This is a genomic window from Bacillus sp. ISL-75, assembly GCF_018613095.1.
In genome coordinates this window covers 1-6,993 of record NZ_JAGGQX010000101.1, presented here as the reverse complement: position 1 = coordinate 6,993, position 6,993 = coordinate 1, and the positions used below count along the sequence as shown (strand labels likewise).

At 34.1% G+C, this 6,993-nt stretch carries 6 protein-coding genes; 4 read left to right on the top strand and 2 right to left on the bottom strand.

The window, feature by feature from the left end; translation table 11 throughout:
• Positions 1–607 precede the first annotated feature (607 nt).
• Positions 608–1,669: a mechanosensitive ion channel family protein gene (locus tag J7E63_RS29200; RefSeq protein ID WP_251033841.1), complete on the top strand. Its 1,062-nt coding sequence runs from the start codon at positions 608–610 to the stop codon at positions 1,667–1,669.
• A gap of 121 nt (positions 1,670–1,790) precedes the next feature.
• On the opposite strand, the gene J7E63_RS29195 is transcribed toward J7E63_RS29200, so the two are convergent.
• The gene (locus J7E63_RS29195; RefSeq protein WP_215018845.1) at positions 1,791–2,270 is read right to left on the bottom strand and encodes a DUF3920 family protein; all 480 of its coding nucleotides are present in this window, start codon (positions 2,268–2,270) and stop codon (positions 1,791–1,793) included.
• 695 nt (positions 2,271–2,965) lie between these two features.
• On the opposite strand from J7E63_RS29195, the gene J7E63_RS29190 reads away from it, so the two are divergent.
• Entirely contained in the window at positions 2,966–3,430 is a 465-nt protein-coding gene (locus J7E63_RS29190; protein WP_215018842.1) for a Gmad2 immunoglobulin-like domain-containing protein, read from the top strand.
• Positions 3,431–3,595: 165 nt separating this feature from the next.
• A complete protein-coding gene (locus J7E63_RS29185; protein ID WP_215018840.1) occupies positions 3,596–4,420 on the top strand; it encodes a GNAT family N-acetyltransferase in 825 nt (274 codons plus the stop codon).
• A gap of 85 nt (positions 4,421–4,505) precedes the next feature.
• On the opposite strand, the gene J7E63_RS29180 is transcribed toward J7E63_RS29185, so the two are convergent.
• The gene (locus J7E63_RS29180; protein ID WP_215018838.1) at positions 4,506–5,549 is read right to left on the bottom strand and encodes a two-component system sensor histidine kinase NtrB; all 1,044 of its coding nucleotides are present in this window, start codon (positions 5,547–5,549) and stop codon (positions 4,506–4,508) included.
• 268 nt (positions 5,550–5,817) lie between these two features.
• Here J7E63_RS29180 and J7E63_RS29175 point away from each other — a divergent pair, with 268 nt between their 5' ends.
• On the top strand, positions 5,818–6,810 hold the full coding sequence (locus tag J7E63_RS29175; RefSeq protein ID WP_215018836.1) for a peptidoglycan recognition protein family protein: 993 nt from the start codon (positions 5,818–5,820) through the stop codon (positions 6,808–6,810).
• Positions 6,811–6,993: the final 183 nt, after the last annotated feature.

Here is a 6,993-nt window from a genome sequence, read left to right as displayed (position 1 = left end):
CAAGGCAATTCTTTATCGGTTAATAAGGTTCTCGTATGACTAAAAGAGGTTCACCTCCCACGGGAGGCACCGACTTATTGAAACGGAAGAAATGAAACACATTGAGTATCACAATACTGAACAGTGTTATGGTTAAAGTGGATTGGCATAGTTGGAACGCCGTATGCGGTGAAAGTCGCTTGTACGGTGTGGACGGGGGGAAAAGGGAGCGATAACTTCAAACCCTTACCTATCTGTATGAAAAATCAGCCCTAACAAGTTGAATGGACCCCGTTTAGTACAGTAACCTTTGTCCCCATTTTTATAGTTTGTATAATTTCTTACAGATGATTAGACCCTTACTTTTTCACCTCTCACCATTTTCTGAAGCAGAATTATTTCTATAATCTAAGACTTTTGTTGTATTCAAATATCTTGTTTGAAAAGTTATTATATGAGGATGTAATAATTTCAAAAGCTGGTGTTCGTGGTTCTTATTTTTCCACGTAACATCAAGTTTTCTATCAATTGTGGTGCTAAAAAATTATCGTAAAAAGAGAGAAGGTATATTAGAATGTCTTTTGGTTCATTTGTCATGGCTTTTTCAATGGCGGGGATAGACTATGACATGTTAAAAAATTTAGGAATTTCTATAGGTATTTTGGTTTTATTTATTCTTTTTAGAAACTTATTTACAAAGTATGTGTTTCAGTTGATTTTAAAATTGTCTAGAAAAACACCGACTGATTTTTTCACAAAAATTTGTTTAGGGTTTGAACGTCCTTTAGGATGGTTCTTTATCATTGTAGGTTTGTATTTAGCAATGGATTATTTCCCTTTTATAGAACAACATAATGCGTTATTTTTAAAATTTTTACGTTCCATGGTGATTGTTTTAATTACTTGGGGATTGTTTAATTTGTCATCTCCTACTACGGGGATCTTAATAAGTGTTAATCAAAAGATCAATAATAAGATTGATTTAATTCTTTTACCGTTTATATCAAGAACGATCCGTGTCATCATTATTGCAATCAGTATAAGCATTATTGGCCAGGAATTTGATTATGACGTAAATGGATTGGTGGCAGGCCTTGGGTTAGGGGGTCTGGCATTTGCTTTAGCTGCAAAAGAAGCGGTTGGAAATCTAATTGGTGGAATCGTGATTGTAACAGAAAAACCTTTTTCCATTGGAGATTGGATTTTAACACCTAGTGTGGAAGGTATAGTAGAAGATATTAATTTCAGAAGTACTAAAATTCGCACTTTTAGTCAAGCTCTAGTTACGGTTCCAAATGCGACACTTGCAAACGAAGCCATTACCAATTGGAGTCGTATGGGGAAAAGACGAATCTCTTTCCACTTAGGACTTAACTATCAAACCACTAAAGAACAAATTCAAAGAGTCGTTAAACGGATTGAACATTTTTTGAGAACTCATGAAGAGATCCATCCGGATACGATTATGGTCGCATTCGATCATTATAATGAGAGTAGTCTCGATATTCTTATATATTTTTTCACGAATTCTACTGTTTGGGCAGAACACGTTAAAATTAAACATGAAATCAATTTAGAAATCATGGGGATATTAGAGGAAGAGGGAGTGGAAGTTGCTTTTCCAAGCCGAACCATTTACGTCACTCCACAATCAAATGAATTATTACAAACAATGGGTTCTTTTGATTAAATTTAGTTTAGTTGTTCCAAAGTAAAACAAAGTTTTTGAGTTTTGCCAACTCGAAACAAAAAAATATAACCAGAAAAGGAATAATTCCCGGTGATTGGAATGGTTCCTTTTTTTAAACTGATTATAAGTCAACTTTTTTATATGATCCAGATGCTAGATATTCATTTGTTTTTTCTTTAGCAAATTGAAAGGCATCAATTTCAGTCGTTCGTTCTAGATAAGGTAATTTTTTATCCCATTCAAAATGATGTCTAAAATCAGGATTGAAGTCTTGCATAACATGACGAAATTCATGAAAAAGAGTCTCAATTAATGGGATATATTCACTGTAGCGAAAAATAAAGATAATCTTTAATTCTCTCCAATAAATACCTGAAGCGAATCGTAAATATTCATCTTCTTCATCCCCTAAGTCACAAATGATTTTATTCGCTTGACGAATTGAACAAAAAATAACTGGAATATTAAAATTTGAGTCTAAGTATTTAAAAATAGTATTGTATAATGTTTTGATGTCCCAATAAAATTCATCATCCAGCACATACCAATTTTTATATTGGTGAAAAATAATGCGTTTTTGTAGAACTTGACTTAAAGACATGCATAAAAACCTCCAATACATTTTTATCAATTATTCTTATACAAAAAACATTTTTGCTGAGAGTAGACTAAAAACCACAATAGGCTTCAAACTATTGTGGTTTTTAAGATTTTTCGTAAACTTTAGTACCATCATTTACAAAATTTATATAATTTAAACGCAATGCTTAATGAAATAAAATCCTCCTATATTTTCTTCCACTTTTTGCATATTAGTATTTTTAATGTGGTTGAATTGACAAATTCTAATGATGACGTGATTCCAATGTTCCGAAGGAACAGTAAATATGTCAAACTAGGTTGGATAGATTTATGCCTGTAATACTATATTTATACTATTTTTAAAAATACTTTATACCTCTGATATATAGTTTATTTAAAGTAAGCAGGATAGCTGAATAAGGGCGAATTTATTTATTCTTGAAAATGAGTGCTGTTACATAAGCAAAACCCCTTCATACAGTTGAAGGGGTTTTTAAATACTATTTTTTCTCCATGATAACGCATAAAACACCAGTAAGAATTAGGATGGAGCCTTTCCAAAAACGTTACACCTATGTTCTCTCCTAGATGAACCAAGGGATCACCTCAAAAATATTGACGAATTATATTTCTTTTGGTTTCGATTTTTAAAAACAGGGTTTTTATGAAAAGAAATACAATATAATAAGTTAAAAGAAAAATAGGTGGGATTAAATGATGAAGAAAATTGCTTATTTGTTCGCGATCATAATTGCTTCAATGGGTTTAGCCGCTTGTAACCAACAACAAGATGTGGTAAAAGAAAAACCACCTGTAACTGAACCAAAGGGAGAAAATCCATCAAAACCTGATAAGCCCGTTACACCTGAACCAGAGCAAAAAGTGTATCAAAATGAAGTGTTTAAAGATGTTGTCGTCACGGAAACTTCAGATACACTCACAATAACCGGAAAAGCCCAAGTATTTGAAGGGGTGTTTCAATATGCTCTTTACGATGGAGAGAAAGTGGTCAAAGAAAGTAATTACCAAACAGAAGGTGCACCTGCCTGGGGTGAATTTGAAATCACTATCGAAAAAGGGTTAGTATCATCTAAAAATGCTAAATTTGAATTATTTGTTTACTCAGCAAAAGATGGATCAAAAATAAATACGTTAGAAATCCCAATTTCAAAGCCTTAACCAACTAACTATATGTATTTTCGAAGACCTCATCATAACTGAACGCTCTTTTCTTGACTATTTGGCATGCAAATTACCTAAAATGTATTTTGTTTTTTTGAAAAGAAGGAATGATCAGGCATGGTCAAGAATAGGAATAGGTGAATATGAACAGAGGTGAATTGGATGCTAACAAAGGAAGAATTGATTGAAATAAAAGCACTTCAAGAGGTTTGTGAAAAAGAGGGAGGATTTCAGCTCAAGCTGAATTTTGATATGCTTGAAAATCGAATCGGGAATAAAAAGGAAGACTTCTTCCATTATGAAGATGGCAGGCTTGTCGGTTTTCTTGGATGTTATGGTTTTGGAGATAAAGTGGAACTTTGCGGGATGGTGCACCCGGATTATCGAAGGAAAGGGTTATTTTCTAAGTTGCTGGAAATGGGACTTGGAGAGGCGAAAAAACGTTATACTACTGTTTTGTTAAACGCTCCAACAGAATCACATTCTGCCAAGCAGTTTTTAAAGAATATTCCTTGTGTATTTTCGTTAGCAGAATATCAAATGAAATGGCAGGAAACTGAATTGTCCATAGATCCGAAGATAACCTTAAGGAAGTCCCTTACAAATGAGGATTGGGAAGCAGAAATACGACTCGAAGTCTTGGGATTTGGATTGAATGAAAATGCAGCAAGGGAATTTAATCAGTTGATTCGGGAGAACAGCAGGGATCAACGTTTACTTATTGAAGTAGAAGGAAAAACTGCTGGAAAAATGCGTGTTTCTGAATCCAATGGAGAAGCATGGATTTATGGTTTTGCTGTTTTTCCAGAGCTTCAGGGAAAAGGGATTGGGAGAAACGCTTTATCAAGAGTGGTAAAAATGGAACATCAAAAAGGGCTGCCTATTTTTCTAGAGGTTGAGGCCAAAAATTCCCATGCCCTTAAGCTCTATGAATCATGTGGATTTAGAAGTTACCATTCCCAGGATTACTTTAAATATCTGGATTGATTTCAAGTACTGGAGAGGGAGTAGCTTGGCGATTGCCAAGCTACTTTTTTTATGGTATTAAATGGAGCAAAAATCATAAAAACTCTTAGTTTATTTTAATTGGAAGTTGAATATGGAACGTTGTGCCTTTACCAACCACGCTTTGTACCGAAATATTTCCCCCGTGCTCGTGTACCGTTGTATACACTTGCGTCAATCCAAGTCCCGTTCCATCAGGTTTACTAGAATAAAAAGGTGTTCCTAAAATGACCAACTTTTCTTCAGGAATACCTTGACCAGTATCACTCACCTTAATATGAATCCAACCTTCATGATAATAATGCTCAATTTTAATTTTTCCATCGGCTATTATTGCTTCAATGGCATTCTTGATCAGATTGAAAAAAGATTTTAAGAGTAAATTTTTCTTTCCATAAAATCGCTTATCAGAATCTCTTAAGTCCATTTCAACCTCAACGGAATAAAGTTTTTCTTGGAATAAAAGAAATATAGAATTTAACTCTTTACATAAGTCAATCAATATCAGAGGTTCGTCTTGTAAGTCGGGTTTGGATACCTGCAATAAATTTTGAAGTGTTTGTAATGCTTTTTCTAATTCGCTTTCCATCGTATCTAAATAAGGATGATTTTGAGATTCTTTAATTAATTGTAAAAATCCCTTTACTGCCGTTAAGGGGTTTTTAACCTCATGAACAATCCCAGCTGCTAATTGACCAAGTGAAGCTAATTTTTCTCGATCCTTCAACCGTTTCTCTGCTATTTTCCTCTTGGTAATGTCTTGAATAATAACCTGAGCCAATACTTTATTTTCAAAATAAAACGGTATGGTCATCATTTCAACATCTGCAACTTCCCCATAATTTTTAATAATTTTTATATCCATTTCTTTAATGATTTCTTGTTTTTCGATAACCCTGGTTAATCCTTCATTGCACATATCATGAAGATCAGGAGGGAGGAATTGGCTTATTTTTTTATTTAATATTTGATCTAGTGATGTAAGATTTAATAAGCGTAAACCAGCTTTATTACAGTAGCGGATCGTTTGATCTTCACAAACAATCAATATCGAGTTAAGGGAATTCTCAACTAATTGGTGAAAGTCTAAATTATCTATTGTTAGATTCAATTAAATCCCCACTTTTTATCTCTTTTTGTCAGCAATTAGTTTATCAATAAAATTGCCAAACTTAAATACCAATTTATGTATTCAATCGTGTAAAAACCGCTTAAAAATAAAATGTTCACAAAATCGACATAATTACTTAAAGGTAGTACAAAATAATAGTTAAAAGTCATGAAAAGTTAGAGAGAATACCATGCAAGTATAATATTTTATTTCACGGTCCTTTTAAGTTTGCAAAATAAAACGGATTTACTTTGAAAGGATATGTAAAATGAAAAATAATTTTGTCATTGTCATTGGTTTGGTTGTAATCATGCTTATTCATCCATTTCCTGCTCAGGCTGCTGGTAATAAACCTAGTAATATTTATTTGGTAAAAGCAGGGGATACTTTACCTGGTATAGCAAATAGATATAACACTTCTGTTAATGATCTCAAGGTAACCAATGGATTGCAATCCAATTCTTTATTAATGGGTCAGAAGTTGTGGGTTCCAATCATGTATGAAGTGGTTGCCGGAGATACCCTGAGGGGAATTTCATCAGCCTTTCATTCTACAGTAGACAGTATAAAAGCAAAAAATCAACTTTCATCCGAAAACCTTTATATCGGGCAAGTATTAAAGATTCCTCCTAAAAAAATGACCATGCAAGGTCAGCATATCCTGATGACGAGGGAGGAATTTAGGGACTGGTTATTTAACGCTAGAATTAATAGGAAGGTAACTATCATTCAACAGCATCACACTTGGTTACCGTCATACAAGCATTTTAATGGATCCAATCATTTTAGAATGTTAATGGGGATGGAAAATTTCCATAAAAGAAGAATGGGCTGGAGTAATATCGCTCAAAATATTACCACCTTTCCGGATGGAAGGGTAGCAGTTTCGAGGCCTTTTAACATAGCCCCCGAAGGCACAATTGGGCCAAAGGCTAACAGCACAGGAATCACCATCGAAAATGTTGGCAACTTCGATAAAGGTCATGATGTCATGACTGCGGAACAGAAGGAAACAATTGTTTATATTACCGCCATGTTATCTATAAAATTCGGGTTAACTCCTTCCATTGATAGTATTACTTATCATCATTGGTGGAATTTGAGAACGAAGGAAAGAGTGCTAGATAAAGGGCCAGATTATAATGTAAAAACGTGCCCAGGGACAGGATTTTTCGGGGGAAATTCCACAACCAGTGCCAAAAATAATTTTTATCCGCTCGTATCGCGTAAGATGCAAGAAATTTTAGCATCTAGGCATTAATCACAGCTTTCATGAGGACATGTATTGCATTTAGGTTAGGATTTATGTCCTCATGGACACCAATCGAGGTCCTTTAACACTTAATTGTAAATGACGATGTCGAATACTACAGCTTGAAAGCAGAAGGTAATATGAAAGATACGAAGGAGAGGGGGGTTTCCCCGAGACTGCTGAAAAAGTCTC

Excerpts from the sequence above, each read along its gene's own strand:
- J7E63_RS29175 (WP_215018836.1), top strand. The coding sequence starts at position 5,818 with ATGAAAAATAATTTTGTCATTGTCATTGGTTTGGTTGTAATCATGCTT.
- J7E63_RS29200 (WP_251033841.1), top strand. The coding sequence starts at position 608 with ATGTTAAAAAATTTAGGAATTTCTATAGGTATTTTGGTTTTATTTATT.
- J7E63_RS29190 (WP_215018842.1), top strand. The coding sequence starts at position 2,966 with ATGATGAAGAAAATTGCTTATTTGTTCGCGATCATAATTGCTTCAATG.
- J7E63_RS29185 (WP_215018840.1), top strand. The coding sequence starts at position 3,596 with ATGCTAACAAAGGAAGAATTGATTGAAATAAAAGCACTTCAAGAGGTT.
- J7E63_RS29195 (WP_215018845.1), bottom strand. The coding sequence starts at position 2,270 with ATGTCTTTAAGTCAAGTTCTACAAAAACGCATTATTTTTCACCAATAT.